Raw genomic sequence first — 21203 nt, 5'->3', positions numbered from 1 at the left:
GGTCACGGAAGCGATTTTGACTAACCACCGCCTCCACCACCACCGCCCCCTCCTCCTCCGCCGTCTCCACCTCCACCGCCATCCCCTTGGGGACCGCTCTGCATCGGCCCCTTGGCAAACTCTGGCAGCGTCATCACCATGACCGGCCCGCGGCTGGTGTTGATCTCCGCTGAGACATCCATTCCCAGCGCCTGGCGCGTGGCGACGTGCTCCTGGGCTTCCTGCTGGGCCTGTGCCTCCAGGAAATCGTTGCCTTTTTTCAACAGCGCCTGCGTCGCTGCGCTGTTGGCCACCCGGTTCAGCGCTTGCTCGATCGCCAGTTCGTTCTTGCTGTCGAGCGCATAAAGCACCTCATCCACGTCGGGATCGCCCGTGATCGATTTCCGTTCATCTTTCGACGAATCGTTTGGGGCATCGCCTCCTCCTGGACCGGCGAAGCGCTGAGCTAAAGATGGGAAGGCATCGGTTTGCTCAGCAGCTTCGCTGGGAGAGCGGCGACTTGGTTGGTGCGCGCTGAATGCATCAATGCTCCCACTCTCCTGGTCCCGCGCGCCGTCGCGAACGAAGGGATAGGGTTCTCCGCGCTCGCGATACTCCTTCCATTCTTGATGGAAACGTTCGTCTTCCCGATCCGCCGCCTCAATCTCCTGTTGCAGTTGGCGCAACGAGCGCATGGTCTCTTCCAGGAACAGGGCACCGCCCGGATCTGCGGCGCTGCGGTCCTGCGCCGGGGTCGATTGGGCCTGCTGGCTTTCCGCGTCTGCTGGCTCCGTGGGAAAACGATTCTCTGCGCTGCCTCCCAGCGATTGCCCGTGTGCTTGCGCGAGATTTATTGCGGGCAGCACAGCCGCCCCATGGTCGATGGGAGAGACGTCTGAAGGACTCGCCTGCCGTGCCTCAGCTGCTCGCTCAAGAGTGGTAGGCGCAGGGGGCTGCGACGCAATCAACGGTTCTGCTGTCGCAGGCGCTGTTTGGGCCATCACGCGAACCTGCTCTGCCTCCTGCTTACGGGCCACGTCTTGCTGACGGACCGACGCTTGCTCCATCTCCGCTTGCTGCGTTTGCACGCTGGGAGGCAGCGCTGGAGGCACCGCATCGGCCTCCGCGCCTTGCGAAAATTGGTTACCGGATTCCGGGCCCTCGGATGAAGACACTTGAAGGCGCGCGGCGGCGCGACTCTCCACCGCCGACATTTCCAGCGCGCGTTCCGCTTCTTGTGCTTGATGCGGCCGCGCGTCGCCTGGACTGTGCGTTTGCTTCAGTGGGTCAGGTGCGTCAGGAGCCAGATGTTCGTGTGCCTGTTGGTTCCGCATCTGTGGCTGCTGGCGTGCGTCTTCCTGCTGCGACTCGGGTCGTGGCGTTTGTTGAACCAACGCAGCATCTGGAGCGTGCGGCTGAGTGTCCAGTTGCGGCGAGGCCTGCCGCGGTTCGAGTCCTTGAGTTTGTTGCTGCTGATCATGTGTTTGCTGAGCCTGAGCTTCCTGCACCTCAACTTGCCGGGTTTCTTGAGCCTGGCGGTCTTGCTGCTCCCGCTGCTGGTTGTCCTCGGATTGGCGTTCCTGCGCCTGTCGTTGCTGGACTTCCCTACCCTCACGCTCCTGTAGCTCGCGTTGCTGGTTGGTGTGTGCCTGACGCTCCTGTTGCTGGTGGTCTTCCTGTTCGCGTTGCTGCTCCGCTTGGCGTTGACCTTCCAGCATCGCGTGCGCCTGGACTGCCTGCTCGCTCTGCGACTGATCTTCGCGCTCAGGCTGTGCCTGATGGAGGTGCTCGCGCACCTGCGCGGCATGCTGCTCTTGCGCGAGACGATCTTGCTGTTCGCGTTCTTGTCGCGCCTGCGCGGCGACAGAAGCCTGCATGCGTGCCTGGATGTAGAGCACCTGCTGCGGATTGGACGAGTCGGAGGTCGAGGTGTCTGTCTCCCCCGTCGCCTCGGGCGCTCGCGCAAGGGGCGGCAATTCTCGCCGATTGCCTTGCGCCTCATTCAGCGCCTGACGGATGTCGTCGCTGCTGGTGACGGCCACCACCCGAGCGACGCCATCGCTGCCGCGCTGGAGGTGGACGATGGGGCTGTCATAGCCGTATTGCCCGGACTCGTTGCGCTGGAGTTGCTGCATGGTCGGTCCGGCGATGCCGCTGGCGTCCCTGGTCCGCTGCGAGGCCAGCTCCACGGCCTGCTGGGTCTGCGGGTTGACGTTCAAATCAACGCCTGCAGCCCGGTAACGGTGCAGCAGCTCGTTGTGCTCCATCTGCGTAGCTGTGGGCGCGGGAAGCGCCTGGATCGCGGTCAAGGCTTCCTGGGAGCGCTCCAACGAGGGCTGCCGCATCTGGTCGGTCAGTTCCAGCTCTACCGCCAGGTTGCCGCTGGCGACGCCATCCTTGCCCGCCCACTGGCCTGACTCGGTGCGCTGGTAAAGCTGAGCGTCCGACCCCAGCACCGCGCCTGACTTGGCCCGGGCGGCTTGGACGGCTGCCGGCACCTCGACTCCGTAGGCCTGGGCTCGCTGCGCGGCATGGTTCTCGATGTATGCGGCCGCAATGGCCTCGCGCCCGGTGGCGACGTTGGTCTCGATGCGTGCCAGCGCCTCTTGATTGAGCTGCTGCACGCGTTCCGGGGGTGCGAGTTGGAGGGCATAGCTGCCAATCTCATCGGTTCCAGAGGCCGTGGTCCTGACTTGGCGCTCCCAGGTCTGACGCTCGGGATTGCGCTGCCAATTCTGGTTGTCCAATCCCACCTGATCGCTTGCCCGTGCAGGGAGGTTGAACGGGTCCTGGGGCGTCGGGACCTTGCCCAGCGCCAGTTCCACCGCTTTGGCGTTGGCCAGAGCGCCCAGTTCCTGCGATTTTTCATAGCTGGCGACCACGGGCTGCTCGCCCGACGTGCGGCGGCCATCCTGGGCGAGGTCGATGGCGGCTTCGCGCTGCCAGTTGCGACCGTTGAACTGCCACTCCACGCCCGCTTTGTCGGTCTGGTGGTAGATGGCGCGGTTGTCCAGCAAATCGGCGCCTTTGTCGAACGCCTTGCTCATCAACAGCGCGTCGCCCACAACCAAGGCCGCAGGCACAAAGCCGCTACCACCCAGCGCTGCTGCCGTGGACGCGCCACCGGCCCAACCGCCGACGTTGCGGGCCAATGCATGGGCGACTTCGGACTGGGCGGCGGTGGCATTGCCTTGTTCCAGCAACTCGGCCGAACGGCGGGCGGTCAACACCGCATCGGCGCCGGTGGCCAGCAAGCCGCCCGAACGCACCAAGCTGCTGGCCGATGCTTCGCCCAGCAGCAGTTCCATGGATACGCCACCCCTCTGGCCTCGGGGGACGCGCAGGTTATGTGCGGCCTCCTCGCCCAGGGTCTGCTCGACCTTGAGGATGCCTTGCTCTGAAAAAACCACGCGCCCATCGTGGTGGGCATTGGAAAGGGCAAGGGACAGCCCGCTGCGCTGAAGCTGGATATCCCCGCCCCGGATAATTGCGCTATTGCTAACCTGGATTTGGTTGAGCGTGGCGACGATGCGCGACTCAGAGTGCGCGACGGCACCCCAGCCGTGATCCACTCCAGTGAATCCTTTCAGAGCTTCAATCTGTTGGGCATGGGTCTGCTGATAGGTCGGGATATCGCGGAAAAAGTCTTGAACCTTCTGGTTGGTCTGCGGAGGGGTTAAACCAACCGGCGTATTGGTGTTCAAGTCGCCGTTGATTAGGCCTACTTTGACGGTATCGCGTAGGTGCTCGACGCGCTGGACAACGCGGTCCATTGCCGCTGGGTCGCCCTCCAACATGGCTTGTCCATCTCGGGACGCGTAAAGATCTTCAAGGTGATCAAGCAGCCCATACTGGTATGCGCTAAGAGGGCCGCCGCTATGTGGCGTGATGCCCATCGTTTGAGCGAACGCGGGGTTGGCCGGCAAGAACAGTCGGTTTTCCGGTGCGTGGATGTCAAACTTCCCCGCCCGTTGCAACTCATCAAGCAACTCGCTGTTCTTCAGCGTCTGCTGCTCGATGCTGTGGTGGTCCTGAAAAAGCGTGCGGTAGTTCGGCATGGATCAGGCTCCTTCCTTGCGACTTTGTGGCTCGCCTTATCGGTTGACCACGTCGTAGAACCAGAGGCCATCCGATTTACCTTGCGCGCCTATCCCGGCTGCTTTAACAGCATCTTTGAACACCCGGTCACAAAAGACCCCACCGTGAAATGGCAGCCTGAACACATGCGCCGTCCCGAGCACGTCGCGTTTGAAGGCCAGTCGCGAGCCCCCCGCCAAGCTGTAATATTTCCCGTCTTCGTATTCCTCACTCACCTTAATATCTAGGTGAGAAGTATCTTCATCCAGCGCGTCCACCGTGCGGACCACATCGCACAGGTAGACGTTTGGCCCCTTCGAGCCATCGGCCAAGCGATAGTCGGTATCGGCAAACGCGAACGCCGCAGGATCTACCGTCTCCATCACTCGACGCAGGCGCTCTGACACCAGCCAGTAGCCGCTGAATCCCCCTTCCAGATCTTCGGGAAGCACGCCTTCACTGGGGTGGTAGACCAGGCGTGGGATCTCGCGCAAAGCGGGAAATCCGCCGTCCTTGGGCTTCAGAATTAGCCTTGGTGGAGTTAGGAGAGCGTCTCGGTTCTCAAAGACAACCCCATGGCCTTTGCCACCTCGCCGAACGTCCGGCTGCAGGTGGAAGAACTCCCCTTTCTTAGGCTGATTGGTCGTCGTTGTTTCCATGCGTTGCGTCTCGTCCAGTCCACCAGGGTATGGTCTCCACCTCAGTCGAGCAGAGTCTACCGTCTCGATAGCGGACTTGGGCAGACAACGGGGCTCAATTCCGACTTGCCGCAGCTCGCTCTACCTCAGCCCGGCTTCGTCTACTCAAGCGCAGGACGAATTCCTCCTGACGCCAATATGGCCCTAACCTCCAACGACCCATTAGGCGAGCGCAAGGGGGCGCCTAGCTCGTTCAGGATGCTGCACCAGCAACGGTCAGACGCTAAAAGATCGACCGGACGGCTTGGCAGCTGTCCTTTTGGTCTCGCACCTTAGGACCAGACCACGAACCACTTAAAATTCCTGATGGTTTAACCTACATTTTGGAACTGGGGGCATTGCTACGACTTACCTACGCCTAGGTTAGACGCGAGAAGCCTTTGGTGCCTGAACAGAATAGCGTGCTCGATGCTTTGATCGCTCACAGTGGCGATGGAAGGCAAGAGCTTGACAATACGAAACAATTCGTATAGCTTGAAATGGAGTTCAATATGGGGTTTAAGGCAGTAAAACAGAAGGTCGTTGCGGGACTGCTCTCAGGCGACTACGCCCACGACGGTCGAGCAGACATTGATGACAAGAACCTGCTTAAAACAGGCAAGGTGAGTCCGCAGGAAGTTGCGAAAGTGCTCAAAAAGAGCAGTGGCAAAAATCACTCCAGCAGCCTTCATCATCAAGACAGCTCCATTGAGGTGCACGTAATCAAGTGTAGGGCCTGGTATGTGAAATTCTACTTTGACCCCGACACAGTCTTTATTAGCGTTCATCAGTAAAATGAGATCCCACAAATGAAATTTTTCATGCCTGGCGACAACAAAAGCGCTCTCTGCCATCGAGACGGCAGAGTAATGACTACCTTTGGTTACAGAGACGTGCCGTTCCGAGACGGCAATGGAGTGGTGCAGAACGTATTGGTCGGCACTTGTGACGTGTGTGGCGATGCGATTCTCATCCCAGCTCAGTCAACCCCAGCAATCGCAGCTGCGCGAAAGAAAGTAGAGCACTCGCTAGAAGTGAACATCCCGGCCACGTTCGTAGATGCATTAGACGCGGCCATTGTGCGCGTGACTGCTCACCCGAGTCCTGATTTCCGAAAGCAACTGCTGGTCTATTACGTCAACCGTTACGCGGCTGGGGAAGAAGATTCTGGTGAACTTAAGCGCCTCATCAACGGCACTTCTGTCCTGCTCAAGTCTAAAACAGTGCCGAAAAGACGCCTATCAATGAAATTCAATGGCGTCATTGATGGCCGAATCGAGAAGATTAGAGAAGATACGCTGCTGTCCAAGACAGACTTGGTCAAGTCGATTGCTATCAAAATCTACGACGACATCGTGCAACCTGATGAGCCAAAACACCACAAGGCGCTGTCTGAAATCGCAGATGTGCTTTACGCCTGACACAGGTTCGACACTATATCGTGCATCGCTGGCTATCATTTGTGCAGGCAAAATTGTAAAAGCGGCCTGAGCGTTTGCCTCCCGTGGGTTAGAACACCCTCTTAACCGAAGTATCAGGGATTTCCATCATGGCAGATAAAGAAAAAGAAAATACTTCAAAGGCGCCTTTGCTGAAGAAAACCGATCTTCAACACGAATATTCCTGGAAAGCGTTGGAAGGCGACAATCCTCACGTCGTTGGCGCCCCCGACAGCACACTACTCAGTCGGTCCGAGGGTTACGAAGTTTTGGACTTCATTAATCGTTTTGCCGAGCAGCACAACCTAAAGCAGAAAAACAGCGGAAAAAAGACGGAATGGCTCATTAAAATAAAGCTCCCCTCTAACGTCCGCAGCCACGCTAACGTTAGAAGTTGGCTGGAGAAGAACTGGAAAACCTTCAACGACGAATGGGACAACAAGCTAAAGCGCGGCGACATCGTCGGTTGATTAGCGGTAATAGAGGCCGGCGATATCGCCAACTTCTATAATTTCTGCAGGAAATCAGCTTATCACACCCGATCGAGGACGTTGCGGATCTCATAGAGCTTACTACTCGCGTCATGCAGCCTTGAAATGAACTGATCGAGGAACGAGTTGGAAACCTCAAAACTCTGGCCATGCTTGGGCTGCCGATAAAGTATCTGGGCATTCTCTCCGTTGGTGATTGGATAAGCATGTACAAAGTGAGAGCGGTCCTTATTGAGACTTCTGATAAGGCGAAGTGCCATCCCTCCTGCTTCTTCGGTGTAAATACCCCTGCTATTAGCATCTGCTAGTGCCTTTTCTAACTTACCACACAATTTCCCTGCTTCTAGAGCACTGAGCTCGTCCTGGCTCCCATTAGGAACAAGACGGCAAATGATCTCAATCATGAAACTCGTGATCGATGCGAAGCCGTAGAGCGCGACTCCAAGGCGGTAGAGGTAGAAGTCATCAGCAGGGAGAGAAAGCCTTGTCTGCTCGCGGATAATGTCGAAATTCATAGTCAAATTGCTCCAATTTGCTTGGTTGTGCGGTTGACTTCTCTTGTTTTTTGCGCCTCAGGGCAGCTCGATACCCGATGCGTCGATAAAAGAGATGCCGCTTTCACCCGCATCATCAGGAATCCCCGCGTCATGGACCGCGTCTTTGAAAGCCCGGTCGCAAATCACGAATGAGCTAAAGGGCGTAAGGAATACGTGGGCTTGACCCACGACTTCCTGTCTAAAGGCCAAGCTGGCCCCTCCTCCCACCGAGTAGAACTTGCCATTGACATAGTCGTCGTCTATTTCGATTTGAAGCCTCGAGGCAACTTCGCCCAAGGCATCAAGCTCGCGAACAATGTCGCACAAAAAGTGGCGCGGACCTTTGGTTCCATCGGCCAAGCGGTAATCCACCTCCGCGAAGGCAAAGGCGTCGGAATCCACCAAAACCATGGCATCGTAGAGTCGCTCTGAAACCAACCAGTAACCGCTGAATCCCGGCTCTAGATCGCGCGGGGCTGGACCTGTTTTGGGGTCGTAGGTCAGCTGCGGTGTTTCGCGGAGCGTGGGAAATCCTCCCTCCTCCGGCCGCAGGATCAACCTCGGAGGGGACAGCAGGTGGCGGACATTGTCGAACCTCACCCCACAGGGCTGCCTGTTGCTCTCCATGTCCGCTTCAAACATGTAGAAGCTCCCGGCCGTCGGCTGATTGGGCGTTGTTGATGACATGCGTTTTATCCCGTCCGTGCGCTGTGGTCTCAGCTGACAGAAAGAGCTTAACTCGGCCGCTGTGCCGACCCAACCCATAAGCCAATGGAGGGGCTATACCCACCCCCTTGCGGCCAGGCTGGTGTGCTGCCGACCGCCGATGACCAGGTGGTCGAGGACGCGGATGTCGAGCAGCGCCAGCGCCTGCTTCAGGCGCTCGGTGACTTTGCGGTCGGCTTCGCTGGGCTCTGGATTCCCGCTCGGGTGGTTGTGGAAGAGGATGACGGCGACGGCGTTGAGGTCCAGGGCACGCTTTGCTACGACTCGCGGGTGGACATCGCACCCGTCGATGGTGCCGCTGAAGAGATGTTCGGTTGCGAGGATGTGATGCTTGGTGTCGAGGAAGACGACCCCGAAGACTTCGTGCGGCAGGTGAGCGCAGCGGGCAACCAGGTAGTCGCCGGCTTGGTCGGGGCTGTGGATGCGGCCTTGGCGTTGAAGGCGCTGTTCCAAGATGGTCGCGGCAGCGAGGAGAATCCCCTCCTCGTCCATCTCAAGTTGATATTGGACTGCTCGGTCTTGGGTGCGCTTCATCGGTTTGTCTCCACCAGCGCGTTGTGCGCCTCGTGGGAACCGACAGGCGAAGCGTTAGGCTCGACCGCACCCGGGAGTGAGCACCGTTAGGCGCGCAGCGGAGGGCCGCAACAGAGCGCCAGCGTCGAGGAGGAGGCTCGCCCTTGCGGTCGGGACAGCGAAGCCAAGATTCCCTTCAAGAGGCCCAGCGCGGGTGGAGAAAACAGCATGCATGCCAACAAGGCTTACGGGCCAAACGGCGTGCGGATTGAGGGGGGCGACTGATGTTGTCAGCAGGCGATGGCTGGGTTTTGCAGCCAGTGATGAGCCTACTGCGGACCTGTGCTTGCCTGAAGCCCTTATGACTGCGCATGAGCAGCACGCAAGCTTCGGGATGGACCAAGGCAGCACCAATGGACTCAGACGTGCTCGGCCATGTTTTCCAGTCCGTGCCAGGACAATATTTCCTCGGCCCGACGGCCGACGAACTGCGCGTCTTCGCTCGTCGCTGCCTTGCTCTCGATGGCGGCGGCCATGCTGGCAAAGGCTTGCCAGAAGTGGCGGCGGTCGGGACTGGAGGCCCGTAATGTCGGCACCGCAGCATCCAGACGCTCAAGGTGACGGCGAGACCGGCTCTGTCCATGGGCTCGAGTATCGGCAGTGTCGTCGCACCACTTGAGACTTAGCATCGTCAGGACAGCGAAAGCGAACTTCTTGCAGGGTGCCGGCACGACGCTGCTCAAGCATTCCATGGGGGAGCTTCTCAAAGCCTGGCAACGCCCACCGAGCCCTAACGTGTAGGCCAACGAAACGCTTTCAACCTCACCAGCGCCACCTGGTTCCTCTCACCTTTTGAAGAACGAGAATCACCTGGTGACAAAGAAAAACGCCCCAGCTTTGAACTGGGGCGTTCTTAGAAAAGCTCGACCTGATCTCAGCTCGGCAGGGTTTCGATGGGACCCACATCACCCGTCGGAATTCTGCCGCCGCAAGAGCCGTAGCAACCGCCGCCGATCAGCACTCCACCACCACCACCGCCGGTTCCAGCGGAGCCGCCGCCACCACCGCCGCCGCTCGAAGGCTGCTGAGCAATCTTCTCGGCCATTTCCTTTGCCTTCTTTCCGCAAGGCTTCTCAATGTAGACCATGCCCCGGCCAGTATAGTTGAGAATCTTTACGGTGTAGGAAACATAACCCTTATAGGAGTTTGCAACCCAATTTCCCTCACCCAGCAGTTTGGATGCTGCCGAATCAAGCCTATCCATAAAAACGGCATTGGCGGGATTCTTGCTGTCGCTAAACTTTGGCAGCTGCGTCAAGGGCACCTGAATTGGCACCAGTGGCGGCATCGGGAGTTCCGAGCACGCAAATGCAGCCCCCATAAGCCCCGTCAGAGACATCGCAGCGACGCCAGCTTTCTTCATAATTTCCATTTACGCCCTACTCCTTTTTTTAAACAAAAATTAACCACATAAACCTACTGACCGATTGGACGTTTATCCAATACCGGTGCCCTGCCATGCTTCGACGTATAGATCCGGTCTATTTCAGCGTTGAGTCGCAGGGCTTCAGACTCCCCGAGCATTCTTTGCTCTGTTGAAAGTGACCTAGACATCATCACTTCCCGAGTAACAGACGCACGAGTATCTCCACGCATTTCCGCCACACGCGACACGGCATACGCAGCAACAGGATCCCCGCTTGCGCTGCCGCCTTGAAAGGACGCCAGCATATTCAAAGCGAAAAGGTTTCCTTCCGCACCAGCGTCTACCAGACGCTGTTGCGCCATAGGATCAGAAGCGAGTAATCGCGCATCTAAGATCGTCTGCGCGACCTTATCCCCTGCCTCTGAGGCCTGCTTCAGCAGGGCCTCTGGCGCGCCCATGTAGGCGTCGAGCTGCTTTTCATTGGGAAAGCCATGACGATCCAGCCACTTCTGCTCGGCCTTACTTTCGGCATAGCCCGGGTCGTTATCGAAGCTCATCCCGTCTCTAGTTTTCGGCACTTCTGGGAACGGATGTCGAACACGAGAGTCATTCCGAAGATCGACGCCGCCTTCAACCGACTGAGACGGGGCCCGATCCTTGACTGATTCGTTCGCTGCATTGGGAATCTGATTCTGGGAGATGCCCTGCGTTGACCCTTCGTCCTTACGCGCTTCGTGCGTCCAGATGATGCCACCTACTACGACTGCCAGTGCGGCTGCACTTAGCGTTACTGCTTTGTTGCCCATCTCACCTTCTCGTAATTCCATTACAGCTGCGTAAGCGCAGTCCGAAGGAGGATAGCGTTGCAGATCAGCTCGCTTCACGCAAGCTTAATCTTGCAAAAACTTAGGTCCGTATCGGAGCAACGGTCTGCCGAAGCAGCGAACGATAAAGATGCGAATGCGAGTCCAATTTTCTCGCCTCTTCAGCGCCATAACACCAAATGAGACCTGGACTCACCATGATGTCGCGAGTGAGCTTCTTACAGGGTGCCGGCATGAGGCTGCTCAAGCGTCCCGCGAGGTGAGCGACCATCGGTCCCGCGTCCGGCAGAATCAGATTGCGCTTCTGGCATTCCTGAAACCATGGGTCTCGCGCCCGACGGGATGTCAGGAAGTTCTGAGCCAGCCGTCATCCAAGAGCGCCAAGCTTCCCGAGGGATCTCCGGCGCGACCAGGTCACGGCCGCACAGAAGTGACGGGACATCAACCATTACGCGGGGACGGGGTCCTGATTTCAGCCCAAACGTTTCGCCACCAGGTCCATCCACCCGGACTGGGATGCGGAAGCTTGCGCGCTCAACGGGCCGCGGCCCGCGATGACCTGGAACGCGTCCAGGCCAGCCTGATCCTGGGGAAAGAGCGGCCCGTCCACGCCCCTGACGAAGTGGTCGCCTTGAATGGCCCCGCATACTTCACAGTGGTTGGCCCAATAGGTCGCGCTCGCGGTTTTCGAGCGCCCAGGCTTGAGCCATGGTGCAACCTCTTGGATGTGCGCCGCTGTGTCTGGGTCCAGCGCCTTGATGTAGCCCAGTATGGCCGTGCCACCTATCTCGGGCTCGTCGTCTGGCTCTTCCACACCCTCGTTGTCGACGAAGGACAGCACCCACACCGTGGTGACAGGAGTGGCCTTCGCACACTTCCAGCACTGAGTGGTCGCTTGCAGGAGGGCATAGCTTGGAGCGCTAAAAGTCAGCGGGGTCATGGGGTCGTATCGGTGTATGCGCCACGATTCCAAAACCGGTAGCGCCAAGGCACCACGTTCTCCAAAAACGTGATGCGGGGGCTGGGAAGGTTGCCAAATCCTTCGATGCTGGCGCGCAGCCGCTCGGCCTGAGCCTCGGGGACAAAAAGCCAAGGCCTCAGCGTTTAGTCCAGCGGCACACCGCTGTCTCGCTCAAGGGCTCCCCTGATGCCGGCGCAGTGCTCGTTCCATCCTTTCAGGCGAGCAATCAACGAACGGGCCCGGGCTGCATAGCTGATCTCGCACAAATAAGCCGCCCCCTCCTTGAAGCTCACGGCCACTGCGTCGCAATACCAATGCGGGCCGCTGGTGTCCGGGTTGGCGCCCTCGTTGAGCTGGATGCAGCACTGGCTGTTGACGAACAGCGCGCGGTCCGCTCGAAGGTAATCGAGCACCACGCCCTCGAAGTGGTCCATGTTAGTTAACTCCCGTTTTTGGCTGCTTTATCTACCTAGATAATACTAACATTTGATCAAGTCATTTAGGAACGGTACACCTTAAAAACTAACATGCAGGCCTATTTAGTTAGCCTATTTGCATTAAACAGTACAATAATGACAGGGCAAACCACTCGAAATCATTCCCCGACGCGCCGCTAAACCATTGAATTATATAGGACCACCGCACTTAAACCAGACATAATAATTTTGGCGGAATTTCAGGCTAGGCCTTTACGGTAGAGTTTGCTTCAGGAAAAGTAAAAAATTGCTCTTTTTGATTGACGAATTTCCGGGCTGGATTATCACTACTTCCATTGAAACAATGGAAGCAAGCAATGTCCTCTATCGTCCAGCAACAGCTTCGCGATTACATCACCTCCCCCTTCGGTCTCCTGCAAATCAAGGGCGCGCACGTCGGCAACATCCGAGCGACCGAAATCAACATCACGGGTCGCGAAGCCGCGATCCACGCACTAGAACTCTTTGACCGCGCGGATGAGCGCTCTCGGCGGGTGCGCCTCAGCAAGAACCGAACGCTCTACCCCGAGCCCCTGCCCCTCGGCTCGCCGGCGCGCTTGCTCTCGGTCGAGATCTCGGATTACCTCGGGCACCGCGACCGTTGCGGCCTGGCCAAAGAGACCGTCGAAGACACGGCTCGGTCGCTGAAGCTCTTGCGGATTGCCTGCGGTGACGTTCCTGTCTCGCGCATCGACCATGCTCACATCTACAGGCTGTGGGACCTGATGCGTTGGGCACCACCGCTTCTGCTGTCCGATCCCAAATATCAGGCTTACACGTTCGAACAAGCCGTCGCCCTTGGCAAGGAACTCGGCGTGGCGCCCCCGGCTCCCGCCACGCTGGAGAAGCATCGGCGGTTCCTGGTGACCTTCTTCAGCAAGCTGGTAAAGGCGAAAGCGATTCCCATGTCGCCCATGGATGCTTTCGCTGAGATCAAGAAGGACTTGGTCGTAGACACGAGCAAGCCCGAGCGCTTGTTCGACGAGGAAGAGCTTCAGCGCATCTTTTCACCCAAGACGTTCCCGGCTTGGGCCAAGAAGTATCCCCACCGGTGGTGGCTCCCCATGATCTCGCTCTACACGGGCGCGCGCATCAACGAGCTCGCTCAGCTGAAGGTGGCCGACATCGTTGAGGAGGCCAAGGTGTGGTGCATCCGCATCCAAAAAACGGTCGACGCCGATCTCAGGCATAAGGATCGAGACAGGAGCCGTCAAAGCCTAAAAGGCAAAGCAGCGGTTCGCACCCTGCCCATCCCCAAACCATTGCTGGATGCTGGTTTCCTGGATTTCATTGAGGACATCAAGGCTACTGGCCATCCCAGACTCTTTCCGCATCTGTCTGCGGGCGTGAACCGGGAGACTGGAGAGACCAATGCGCGCTACAGCCAAGGCGCGGTGAACCAGTTCAGCAGCTACATGAAGACCTTGGGCTTCGGAAAGGGGATCGGCGCTCACGCCTTCCGCCACACGCTTGCCACCGAGCTTCACCACAAGAACGTGTCCGACCAAGACATCGCCCTCATTACCGGCCACTCGCTGCGGAAGAACGTGCCCGTCTTGCACGACGCGTATTTCCACAAGAAGCCAAAGCTTGCCCGGGCCACGCAGATCAGAATTCTGGCGAAATACAAGCCGCCGGTCGAGTTGCCCAAGTATGAGCGTGGCCAGTTTTCGGAGTGTTTGGCGGACCCGAGCAAGTTTTACCCCTGACCGTGCCCTGCCCTGATGTCCGGTTTTGCAACCTTGTTGCGGTGCTGTCGCCACCGCTATGTCGCCTGCTTCGACCCCCGTTGTTGGGCAACTGAAGACGGAGGCCAAACGACTGACGCAGCCGGCTCAAACCTCAACGCCCTTCTCCACCCTTCCTTCTCCACCCTTTCGGAATTCAATCATGAGCATCACCAGCACGCCTACTGCCGAACATCTGTCCTCTCTCCTCAATCAACGCCTACCTGGCAAAGTAATCTTTCGAACACTTCGCAGCACCGCAAGCACCGCATTTGTTATGAATGCCGAATCTCACCACCAACGCCCGCAGCGTCTTGCTGAGAGCGACCTAGCGAAGATTTTCGCATCTCCGGCCTACGATCAATGGGCAGCCAACGAACCGCTGCTTTTTTGGGCACCCTTGCTCGGACTCTACATGGGTGTCCGGGCGTCGGAGACGGTTGCGCTGTCTATCGACGACATCATCGAGCGCGCCGGGCTGATGTGCATCGTGCTCAAGAATCGAGCTGCGCCGGAATCGGAAAGCGCCACTGCCTCCAAATACCGAACTCGACAGAGGCATAGCACAGGGTCAATTCCGGTGCCGAAAGTGTTGCTTGATGCCGGGTTTCCGGACTACGTCGCAGCCATCAAAAGCAAGGACAGGCGGGAACTCTTTCGCACCAGCCAGAGGGAGCGAACAGCCGACACAGCCGCATGGCTTAGGAGCAAGTTCGCTCGATACTTGCGCTCTCATGGCATCAAAAAAAGCGGATTCTCAGCGCTACGCCAGACCTTCGGGGAGCGCTTGATGGATGCTGACATCAGCTGGGCTGATAAAAGGGAGTTGGCCCGAGCGTCAGAGCGCCACTTCCCGGCTTTTACGTGCTTCTTTTACCCAAGTTGTCGGATGAGTAGCCTAAAAAAATCGCTGAATAAGATCTCCTGTGATGGGCTGACCTTGCCACGCTTTATGGGCGACCAGGTGCTTGTGCGCACGCATGGGGCTGCCCGTTACAGGTGACTCTTCCAGCCTCAGAAAAAGCGAAGCAGATCGCAGAGGAGCGGAACCCTAGCTTGTGCTACCTAATTCGTTTTGCACTATGGTGAACACAGGAAGAGCGACCTTCTCTTGTGTTTATAGGTCTACTGTTACTCAGGCACGGCTACCCTGTCATGGCTCGCCTGTCATCCCCAATCACGGCTTCTTAAAATCCTCAGCGGTCAGTGGCTTGAGGTCCAAGTGCCCACGGCGAGCCAAGGCCTTCTTGGCATCCGCCCTTTCTGCGTTGACGCAATCCGGCGTCTCGCGAAGCTCGCCAGGGTTGTCGCGACACCGAGCCAGAACGGTCTTCCGTTCTTCGTTGTGCTCAGCGTAATAATTCACCGTCTTCGGTGTCGCGGCGGGTGCTTGGCTGCTCACGGCAAGGCCGCATGCCAGGGCCGCCAGCCATCTGTGAAGGTTCATCGCCGCCACTCCCTAGTTGTTAGGAATGATCAACGTATCGCGGCTCCATGAGGAGTGCAACGGCTCAGGGACGATGCGCTCGTCACAGGCCACAGCACAGACCCACGGGGCCGCGTCCAAGTGCTACGCAGGCACTACCTCCACAAGAGGCCGCAGGTGACGCGCAGCAAGCAGATCAACGCTTTGGAGCTGTATCAGCCCAACGTGGAGCTGCCGCGCTACCAGCGGGGACAGTTCACCAAGTGCTTGGCCGATCCCAGCAAGTTTTATCCCTAGTCCAAGGGCTCAGAAAAAATATAAGGGCTGCGGTCACTCAACATTAGACTATTGACCAATTTTTCCACATCATGAGAATAAACCTCATGCAGCTTCAACTCCGATGCGCCCATCCCCAGAAAATAGAGAAATGAATAGACAGTCACGACTTGCACCTTGGATCTATGTCCTTGCCGTCGTGGCTGCCTCCGGTTGCATAGCAACTCTCGCATGGGCAGGGGAAATCCAATCAAAAGACCTCGCCCTAGCGCTCCTTGCGCTTCTAAGCACGTTTTTCGGCGCGCAGTTTGCCTTCCGACTAGGTGAACGTCGCGAGTTGGAAAAGGAGGTTCAGCGACGAATTTCGGCAATTAATCGGTCGCTACTGGTTTTAGGCGCTCAGCACAACGAAATAAGAACCATGAAAAAAGAACTAGACAAGTTCGAAAAAGACGTGGACTGCGCCCTCGGAATGAACGCCTTTGTTCCTCCGGATACCATAGGGCTTTCTCAAAAAATCGATGATTTGGATTTCCTAATCGATTCATCAGATCCGAACCTCATTTTTAAAATTCACATTGAGCAATTACGATTCGACCAAACACTTGTCGCTACTCGCTTGAGAGCAAAGCACTGCTTAGATGAGTTTCAGCCTGCATTTGCAGCTTCCACCCTGGCAAGAGGGGCCGCTTACAGTTACAAAGATCTGAAAGCAAATCTGGGTGAGCAAGTCCTGGAATCCGCGGTAAATCTCGTTACCACTATGCGGTATCACGTCTATCAAAGCGATGAGTCAATCCCCGTCTTGCAGAAAGAGATTAGAGAAATTGCGCGACGGTTATTCCCTAAAGCTAAAATTATCAAATTTGACCTAGGGAACCTCTGAACAACGCACCACAGATACGCGACACTACCCGCCTGATGTTGAGGGGTGATCCATGCAACTGACGTTCGGTGACGCTGAGGGCCTGGGCAAGCGCAAGCAGACGCGCCGGGAGATCTTTCTGGCCGAGATGGAGCAGGTCGTCCCGTGGCAGCAACTGCTCGGGCTGGTCGCGCCGCACTATCCGGTCTCGGGGCGGCCAGGTCGGCAGCCGTACGCACTGGCGACGATGTTGCGGATTCATCTGCTGCAGCAGTGGTATGCGTTGAGCGATCCGGCGATGGAAGAAGCACTGCACGAGATCCCGACCTTGCGGCGCTTTGCCCAGCTCGGTGGCTTGGACAACGTTCCGGACGAGACCACGATTCTCAACTTTCGCCGCCTGCTGGAGACCCATGGCCTTGCCGCGCGGATGCTGGAAGCGGTCAACGCGCATCTGGCGCGCAAGGGCCAGAGCCTGCGGTCGGGCACGATCGTCGATGCGACGCTGATCGCGGCGCCCAGTTCGACCAAGAACGCCGACCATGCGCGCGACCCTGAGATGCATCAGACCAAGAAGGGCAATCAGTGGTATTTCGGGATGAAGGCGCACATCGGCGTGGATGAATTTTCCGGGTTGGTGCACCACGTCCATTGCACAGCCGCCAACGTCGCCGATGTCACGGTGACGCACGCATTGCTGCATGGCAAAGAAGACAGCGTGTTTGGCGACAGCGGCTACACCGGTGCGGATAAGCGCGAAGAACTGCAGGACTGCGAGGCTGCATTTTTCATTGCTGCCAAGCGTTCGGTGCTTCAAGCCATCGGCAACAAGCGGGAGCGTGCTCGGGAACAGCGCTGGGAACACTTCAAGGCCAGCGTGCGTGCGAAGGTGGAGCATCCGTTCCGGGTGATCAAGCGCCAGTTCGGTTACACCAAGGTCCGCTATCGCGGCCTGGCGAAGAACACCGCGCAGGTGCTGACGCTGTTTGCGCTGTCAAACCTGTGGATGAAGCGAAAGCAGTTATTGCCTGCTATGGGGAGCGTGCGCCTGTAACGCAGGCAACACCCTGCAAACGCGCCGGAAACGGCAAAAAAATCGAGGATCTGAGCGCCGTCAGCCTGGCCGATGTAGTTGGGCTCATCCTCCGACGCCGTTGATCAGACCATCCCTAGTGGATGTGGACCCACAATTTGATCCAAGAAAATCACTATGAGGGAAGGCTAGATTTGCAAGAGGTTGCAACCCTCCGGCTCGCAGCGCGCGGCCAGCGCCACCGCCGCCTAGGCATTCACGCCGACTTTGGACATACCTCTCAGCCCCAATCGGCGAACGCCAGGATGCTCTCCATTCGCGTGACAGCTGTTTCCTTGCCTAGCGCTTTTTTCCAAAAGACCTCTCTTTTTGCCTGTTCACCGGAACCATCCCATTCCACCACGCGGATGCGTTCCGGTGACCGTCGCTCCAACAGCTCATTGAGATGGGTATCCAGTCCGGAATAGCCAAACAATATGACCTCGTTGGACTCCTCCAAGGCCGACTCCAGGTGCTGCCAATAGCTCTGCAAGAGCGCTGATGCGGCGATGACCGTGGGCTTGTGTTTGACATGAGTCAGCACGATGTGGGAGCCAACTACATCATCGTCTCCACCAAGCTCTCCCTGCTGCAACTTTCGGACGATGTCGTCCTGGTCGATGAACAGTGGGGAACCATGTAGATGAAGGTAGTAGCCGAAAGTTCGCCCCCATTTCCGCTCCAGGTTCTCCGGCGAGAAGCCACGTCCCAGCATACCGTCAACCAACGCGCCGTCGTATCCGCTGAGGACATGCGCCTCAATCATTCGCTGATACAGCAGGTTGTCGTAGTTAAGGGTCGCGACGTGCGAGTGGGTCTCATGAAGAAAGGCGGCCAGCGGCTGAGCGAACTCTAGCGGAAGGAGCACATCCCTCCGGTGGAACTGGAGTGCCGTCTGATAAAGAAACTTGCGCACTGCGGCAGGAAATCTTTGCCCATGGTCGCTGAGCCAATGTGCACCGCCTTGACTCATCCGATCCAAGAAGTCACATGACGAGACCACCAGTTGAAGCGCGTCTAGGTCGCCCTCTCCGTGAGGTCGCTCTGTATCGCCATCATCCATTAGGCAGCAGCGAACCAAGGCCCGCGTCTCTGCATCAAAGATCCCTTCGCCTTCCCATGCCCGTCCGATCGCCTCGTCGAGCGAGAACAGGGTTGGGTCAAGAGCCAATGTCGACTCCCCGCAATTCAATGCCAGATAAAGCTAGAGGTCTGCGGTTGATGTTGCTCACGGAACTCGGCGGGCGTTAGCCCGCCCAGGCTGTCGTGCGGTATTTGTTGGTTGTAGTCGGCCAGCCACTGTTCGGTCTGTTCGCGGACCTCGCTCAGCGTGCGGAATATGTGCATATCCAATACGCCACGCCGGTAGCTGCCGTTGAAGCGTTCGATAAAACCGTTCTGCATCGGACGCCCCGGCTCGATGAAATCCAACGCGATACCCTTGCGCTCAGCCCACTCGGCCAAGGCCAATGCAACAAATTCCGGGCCATTGTCCAAACGCAGCTTGTTCGGATAGCCGCGCCAAGCTGCGATACGTTCCAACGTGCGGATGACGCGGGCAGCCGGAAGATTCAGGTCCACATCGATGGCCAAGGCTTCCCGACTGAAATCGTCGATGACATTGAACGTGCGGAACCGTCGACCATCCCATAGCGCATCAGACATGAAATCGATCGACCATCCAGCGTTGGGTCGATCACCGCATGCCAGCGGCTGTGGATGACGCGTCGGTACCCGGCGCTTGCTGCGGCGACGTTGATTGAGTTTCATCAAGCAGTACACGCGCCAGACCCTCTTGTGATTCCACAGATGTCCGCGACGACGGATGATCTGAAAAAGCTTTCCAAATCCGCGCTCGGGAAAACGCTCGGCCAACTCGGACAACAGCGCAATAACCTCCTCATCCCGATCGGGACGGCGCCGATAACGTGCTGTCGAGCGAGCCACGCCAACCACCGCACAAGCCCGGCGCTCGCTCCAGCCATGCTGCTCGATGAGCCAGGCAAGAAGCGGGCGCTTATGCGCCGGGTCTACAGCTTTTTTGCGATGACATCCTTCAATGCATGGTTTTCCATCGCGAGATCGGCGTACATACGTTTGAGCTTGTTGTGCTCAGTCTCCAGGTCGCGGAGGCGTTGCACGTCAGCGGCCTCCATGCCGCCGTACTTGGACTTCCAGACGTAGTACGTCGCATCGGAAATGCCCAGCTCGCGACAGACATCCTTGACCTGGCGACCGCCCTCGACCTGCTTCAGCGTGGCGACGATCTGGCTCTCGGTGAACTTGCTCTTGCGCATTGGTGGTCTCCTTGGTGGCTAGTGTGCCCGGAGACCTCTAGTTATGGATGGATCAATTTTACGGGGAGTCGACACCATTCCTAGCCCGTTTCCAAATATAAGCGTCTTCCTCACGTCCTTGTCCTCACGCATCAGCAGGCACTGTCCCTATCGGCGCGCACGTCGGATTCTTAAACAAACGTAGCATCCCGCGTGGCCCGCTGTTGAGGTCGTGAGCGGAGCGGCTGGGGTAGCTATCCATCTCTGAAGAGCCAAGTAGGATTTATGGGACCCGCCCCTGCGCTTGGGACGTAGTTTTAACCCGGGGGCCTGACCAGAAACACTTGGGATGGATCCACTCCGGGCCCAGCGAAGAGTTCGGGCGTATGCGCCTCAGGAATCCATTCAAGCATCAGGGCCGCCCTAGCCTGCTCAAACGCCCCCGCTACCGATAGCCCAAACCCTACCGCCGAATAAAACTGGGCGGCGAAAACGCGAGCGGCCTGATCGCCGATGGACGTATTCATCCCAATCGCGCAGGGCACATGCTCCACGATCGCAGCGGCTTGGCCATGGGAAAAACAAGTGTTGAAGAAGACAAGCTGGATATCGCCAGACCCCGCCATCATCGTTTGCACGATGGCTTCCTTACTGACCAGCTTGGACCGGCCAACGCTGTCTTGGAACAAGATGTCATCTTCTTCCGATCCATGACCGCTGAAGTGCACAACGCCCGGCCTGCATTCGTTGATGGCCTGAAGCACGTCCAACGGCTGGACCGCCCACCTGGACTCCAATTTCACCACATCACGGTGTTCGGACTTCCGCACCATTTCGTGGATGGACCTGGCCTCCTCGTCAAGCCGAAGCTGCTGTTGGTCAATGGGATTGGAGGCCAGGAACAGCACCGTTAACAGCTCTGGCAACTCCTGTAACCGCTGCAAAGTAGCCTCAGTGCTTCGGTGTAAATGGTCGTGGTGCGTAAGACGGCCTTGGACCCTAGAGAGCTCTTGCGCGCTCGCGGCCATTGCCCGCTTACGCTCAGCATCTCTTTTCTTGTCCTCCTGGACTTGCTTCTTTTGCTCCTGAACTTGCGCTGCGGAAAGCTGCCGGTTGGCATTTCCTAATCGCTCATGCTCCCGGGCTATCTTCGTCTCAAGGTCAGCTATCTTCTTTTGAATTGCGACGGCATTGCCTTCGTAGCGCTGGGCCTCGCGCAGCTTCGACTGCTGTGTGGAAACAGACTTTGTCCGAGTTGCGGCCGCCGACGCATCGAACGCCTTCTTCTTCTCCCCAACGGCCTTGGTCTCTTCTCGAGATTTTTCGGTCTGGAGCCGGGCTATTTCCTTTTGATGTCTTTCGACATCCCTACGGCGCTGGTCGACTGACATTGGATTTCCTCGATGCAGGTTAGAGGCAGTGCTCGCACCAAGTCG

21 protein-coding genes and 1 pseudogene are annotated in these 21203 nt (G+C 57.8%); 8 read left to right on the top strand and 14 right to left on the bottom strand.

The window, feature by feature from the left end; all coding sequences use genetic code 11:
* Positions 1-20: 20 nt before the first annotated feature.
* On the bottom strand, positions 21-4037 hold the full coding sequence (locus tag XCC_RS08485) for a hypothetical protein (RefSeq protein ID WP_011036804.1): 4017 nt from the start codon (positions 4035-4037) through the stop codon (positions 21-23).
* Positions 4038-4073: 36 nt separating this feature from the next.
* Positions 4074-4715: a DUF1629 domain-containing protein gene (locus tag XCC_RS08480; RefSeq protein WP_011036803.1), complete on the bottom strand. Its 642-nt coding sequence runs from the start codon at positions 4713-4715 to the stop codon at positions 4074-4076.
* A 518-nt stretch (positions 4716-5233) separates the two neighbouring features.
* Between XCC_RS08480 and XCC_RS08475 the strand changes: the two genes are divergently transcribed.
* From XCC_RS08475 to XCC_RS08465, 3 genes are all read left to right on the top strand, one after another.
* Complete coding sequence (locus XCC_RS08475; protein WP_198424441.1) at positions 5234-5527, top strand: hypothetical protein; 294 nt, start codon at positions 5234-5236, stop codon at positions 5525-5527.
* Positions 5528-5542: 15 nt separating this feature from the next.
* Entirely contained in the window at positions 5543-6154 is a 612-nt protein-coding gene (locus XCC_RS08470; RefSeq protein WP_228422939.1) for a hypothetical protein, read from the top strand.
* Between the two features lie 128 nt (positions 6155-6282).
* Complete coding sequence (locus tag XCC_RS08465) at positions 6283-6642, top strand: hypothetical protein (protein ID WP_011036801.1); 360 nt, start codon at positions 6283-6285, stop codon at positions 6640-6642.
* 62 nt (positions 6643-6704) lie between these two features.
* Here the strand turns inward: XCC_RS08465 and XCC_RS08460 are convergent, their stop codons facing one another.
* The 8 genes from XCC_RS08460 to XCC_RS08425 form a co-directional block, all read right to left on the bottom strand.
* Positions 6705-7178, bottom strand: coding sequence for a hypothetical protein (locus XCC_RS08460; protein WP_228422940.1), 474 nt, complete (start codon positions 7176-7178; stop codon positions 6705-6707).
* A 57-nt stretch (positions 7179-7235) separates the two neighbouring features.
* A complete protein-coding gene (locus tag XCC_RS08455) occupies positions 7236-7886 on the bottom strand; it encodes a DUF1629 domain-containing protein (RefSeq protein WP_029628983.1) in 651 nt (216 codons plus the stop codon).
* A 93-nt stretch (positions 7887-7979) separates the two neighbouring features.
* Positions 7980-8459, bottom strand: a complete 480-nt coding sequence (locus XCC_RS08450; RefSeq protein ID WP_011036798.1) for a JAB domain-containing protein — start codon at positions 8457-8459, stop codon at positions 7980-7982.
* Between the two features lie 398 nt (positions 8460-8857).
* On the bottom strand, positions 8858-9046 hold the full coding sequence (locus tag XCC_RS08445; RefSeq protein WP_194734445.1) for a hypothetical protein: 189 nt from the start codon (positions 9044-9046) through the stop codon (positions 8858-8860).
* Positions 9047-9372: 326 nt separating this feature from the next.
* Entirely contained in the window at positions 9373-9870 is a 498-nt protein-coding gene (locus XCC_RS22210) for a hypothetical protein (protein ID WP_011036796.1), read from the bottom strand.
* 44 nt (positions 9871-9914) lie between these two features.
* The gene (locus XCC_RS08435) at positions 9915-10421 is read right to left on the bottom strand and encodes a hypothetical protein (protein ID WP_016945337.1); all 507 of its coding nucleotides are present in this window, start codon (positions 10419-10421) and stop codon (positions 9915-9917) included.
* Between the two features lie 739 nt (positions 10422-11160).
* The gene (locus tag XCC_RS08430; RefSeq protein ID WP_019237757.1) at positions 11161-11628 is read right to left on the bottom strand and encodes a hypothetical protein; all 468 of its coding nucleotides are present in this window, start codon (positions 11626-11628) and stop codon (positions 11161-11163) included.
* Between the two features lie 164 nt (positions 11629-11792).
* A complete protein-coding gene (locus tag XCC_RS08425; protein WP_043877798.1) occupies positions 11793-12083 on the bottom strand; it encodes a hypothetical protein in 291 nt (96 codons plus the stop codon).
* 359 nt (positions 12084-12442) lie between these two features.
* On the opposite strand from XCC_RS08425, the gene XCC_RS08420 reads away from it, so the two are divergent.
* Positions 12443-13834 carry a site-specific integrase gene (locus XCC_RS08420; RefSeq protein WP_019237759.1) on the top strand — a complete coding sequence of 464 codons (1392 nt, stop codon included), beginning with the start codon at positions 12443-12445 and terminating at the stop codon, positions 13832-13834.
* Between the two features lie 181 nt (positions 13835-14015).
* Positions 14016-14855, top strand: a complete 840-nt coding sequence (locus XCC_RS08415) for a site-specific integrase (RefSeq protein WP_228442274.1) — start codon at positions 14016-14018, stop codon at positions 14853-14855.
* Positions 14856-15029: 174 nt separating this feature from the next.
* Here XCC_RS08415 and XCC_RS08410 read toward each other — a convergent pair whose 3' ends face one another.
* A complete protein-coding gene (locus tag XCC_RS08410; protein ID WP_043877799.1) occupies positions 15030-15299 on the bottom strand; it encodes an EexN family lipoprotein in 270 nt (89 codons plus the stop codon).
* Between the two features lie 75 nt (positions 15300-15374).
* On the opposite strand from XCC_RS08410, the pseudogene XCC_RS22630 reads away from it, so the two are divergent.
* The 3 genes and pseudogenes from XCC_RS22630 to XCC_RS08400 all read left to right on the top strand — a co-directional run.
* Positions 15375-15575, top strand: a pseudogene (locus XCC_RS22630) (integrase); the annotation flags it as partial.
* Between the two features lie 130 nt (positions 15576-15705).
* Complete coding sequence (locus XCC_RS08405; protein WP_138922049.1) at positions 15706-16440, top strand: hypothetical protein; 735 nt, start codon at positions 15706-15708, stop codon at positions 16438-16440.
* Between the two features lie 52 nt (positions 16441-16492).
* Positions 16493-17473: an IS5-like element IS1646 family transposase gene (locus XCC_RS08400; RefSeq protein WP_011035385.1), complete on the top strand. Its 981-nt coding sequence runs from the start codon at positions 16493-16495 to the stop codon at positions 17471-17473.
* A 259-nt stretch (positions 17474-17732) separates the two neighbouring features.
* Here the strand turns inward: XCC_RS08400 and XCC_RS08395 are convergent, their stop codons facing one another.
* The 3 genes from XCC_RS08395 to XCC_RS08385 all read right to left on the bottom strand — a co-directional run bounded on the left by XCC_RS08395 (position 17733) and on the right by XCC_RS08385 (position 21158).
* Entirely contained in the window at positions 17733-18662 is a 930-nt protein-coding gene (locus tag XCC_RS08395; protein WP_019237763.1) for a hypothetical protein, read from the bottom strand.
* Between the two features lie 17 nt (positions 18663-18679).
* Positions 18680-19788 (bottom strand): IS3 family transposase gene (locus XCC_RS08390; RefSeq protein ID WP_087942065.1). Its coding sequence is split into 2 segments (ribosomal slippage): positions 18680-19527 and positions 19527-19788, totalling 1110 coding nucleotides; the frame shifts between segments, so codons are not numbered across the junction.
* A 296-nt stretch (positions 19789-20084) separates the two neighbouring features.
* Entirely contained in the window at positions 20085-21158 is a 1074-nt protein-coding gene (locus tag XCC_RS08385; RefSeq protein WP_019237766.1) for a CHAT domain-containing protein, read from the bottom strand.
* Between the last annotated feature and the right edge of the window lie 45 nt (positions 21159-21203).

The sequence above is a fragment of the Xanthomonas campestris pv. campestris str. ATCC 33913 genome (genome assembly GCF_000007145.1).
GTDB lineage: Bacteria > Pseudomonadota > Gammaproteobacteria > Xanthomonadales > Xanthomonadaceae > Xanthomonas > Xanthomonas campestris.
This window is presented reverse-complemented; position numbering and strand designations above follow the sequence as displayed.

Bases quoted from the DNA above. Each gene is read 5' to 3' on its own strand.
- XCC_RS08430 (WP_019237757.1), bottom strand. From the start codon at position 11,628: ATGACCCCGCTGACTTTTAGCGCTCCAAGCTATGCCCTCCTGCAAGCG.
- XCC_RS08420 (WP_019237759.1), top strand. From the start codon at position 12,443: ATGTCCTCTATCGTCCAGCAACAGCTTCGCGATTACATCACCTCCCCC.
- XCC_RS08415 (WP_228442274.1), top strand. From the start codon at position 14,016: ATGAGCATCACCAGCACGCCTACTGCCGAACATCTGTCCTCTCTCCTC.
- XCC_RS08485 (WP_011036804.1), bottom strand. From the start codon at position 4,037: ATGCCGAACTACCGCACGCTTTTTCAGGACCACCACAGCATCGAGCAG.
- XCC_RS08435 (WP_016945337.1), bottom strand. From the start codon at position 10,421: ATGAGCTTCGATAACGACCCGGGCTATGCCGAAAGTAAGGCCGAGCAG.
- XCC_RS08425 (WP_043877798.1), bottom strand. From the start codon at position 12,083: ATGGACCACTTCGAGGGCGTGGTGCTCGATTACCTTCGAGCGGACCGC.
- XCC_RS08455 (WP_029628983.1), bottom strand. From the start codon at position 7,886: ATGTCATCAACAACGCCCAATCAGCCGACGGCCGGGAGCTTCTACATG.
- XCC_RS08480 (WP_011036803.1), bottom strand. From the start codon at position 4,715: ATGGAAACAACGACGACCAATCAGCCTAAGAAAGGGGAGTTCTTCCAC.
- XCC_RS08465 (WP_011036801.1), top strand. From the start codon at position 6,283: ATGGCAGATAAAGAAAAAGAAAATACTTCAAAGGCGCCTTTGCTGAAG.
- XCC_RS08385 (WP_019237766.1), bottom strand. From the start codon at position 21,158: ATGTCAGTCGACCAGCGCCGTAGGGATGTCGAAAGACATCAAAAGGAA.
- XCC_RS08460 (WP_228422940.1), bottom strand. From the start codon at position 7,178: ATGAATTTCGACATTATCCGCGAGCAGACAAGGCTTTCTCTCCCTGCT.
- XCC_RS08450 (WP_011036798.1), bottom strand. From the start codon at position 8,459: ATGAAGCGCACCCAAGACCGAGCAGTCCAATATCAACTTGAGATGGAC.
- XCC_RS08475 (WP_198424441.1), top strand. From the start codon at position 5,234: ATGGAGTTCAATATGGGGTTTAAGGCAGTAAAACAGAAGGTCGTTGCG.
- XCC_RS08470 (WP_228422939.1), top strand. From the start codon at position 5,543: ATGAAATTTTTCATGCCTGGCGACAACAAAAGCGCTCTCTGCCATCGA.
- XCC_RS08410 (WP_043877799.1), bottom strand. From the start codon at position 15,299: ATGAACCTTCACAGATGGCTGGCGGCCCTGGCATGCGGCCTTGCCGTG.
- XCC_RS08405 (WP_138922049.1), top strand. From the start codon at position 15,706: ATGAATAGACAGTCACGACTTGCACCTTGGATCTATGTCCTTGCCGTC.
- XCC_RS08400 (WP_011035385.1), top strand. From the start codon at position 16,493: ATGCAACTGACGTTCGGTGACGCTGAGGGCCTGGGCAAGCGCAAGCAG.
- XCC_RS22210 (WP_011036796.1), bottom strand. From the start codon at position 9,870: ATGGAAATTATGAAGAAAGCTGGCGTCGCTGCGATGTCTCTGACGGGG.